The organism is Xylophilus sp. ASV27 (assembly GCF_016428875.1).
Classification (GTDB): Bacteria; Pseudomonadota; Gammaproteobacteria; order Burkholderiales; family Burkholderiaceae_C; genus Xylophilus.
Map to the genome: position 1 here is coordinate 1 of NZ_JAELTO010000256.1, position 728 is coordinate 728.

Below are 728 nucleotides of genomic sequence, written 5' to 3' on the forward strand. Positions count from 1 at the left end.
GGTGTTGACGTTGCCGGCGTACTGCGCTGGCAGGTCGTCATAGCGCCGGTGCGCGCCGCCCTTGCGCGAAGGGTAGGGGTACCAGCGCTGCGGCTGCAGGTCGCGGGTGACGTAGAAGCGCACCACCTCTTGCAGGCTGTGCATAACGCCGTTGTGGAAGAAGGCCTGGCGCACCGCCACGTTGCGCAGCGTCGGCGTGCGGAAGGCGCCGCAGAGTCCGGCGTTCTCCGGGCCGCTCAGGTCGGTGCGATCGGGGCCGCACAGGCCCAGGTCGTGGAAGGCTGGGTCGCGGTTGGCCGGCAGCGCCCGGTTGCGCGGCACACCGAGGGCGATGAAGCCGAAGTCCGAGAACGCCGGAAAGGCGCCGCTGTTGGCGCTGACCTCGCTCACGTGGCAAGAGGCGCAGTTGCCTTTCTTCTCGTCGTTGAACAGGGCCAGGCCGCGCATCTCGTTGGCCGCCAGCGGCGCCTTGCCGCGCAGGAAGTCGTCGAAGCGGCTGCTGTAGGGGTAGAACTGCTGCGGGTCCTGCTGGAACATCTCCAGGGCCAGCGTGGCCCACTGGAAGCCGCGTGCGTCGTCATCGAGCGCATCGGCGCCGAAGGTGTCGCGGAACTGCGCTGCATAGGGCGCGGCGCGCAGCCTGGCGACGACGGCGGCGGGGCTGGCGTTGGCCATCTCGTGCGCGGCCAGCAGCGGGATGGCCGCCTGCTCGTGCAGGGTGCTGGCGC

At 70.5% G+C, this 728-nt stretch carries 1 protein-coding gene; it reads right to left on the minus strand.

What is annotated here, in order from left to right; translation table 11 throughout:
- Window positions 1-728 (minus strand): cytochrome-c peroxidase (locus JHD63_RS22750; protein ID WP_304952655.1); only part of this gene is annotated, 728 nt, incomplete at both ends.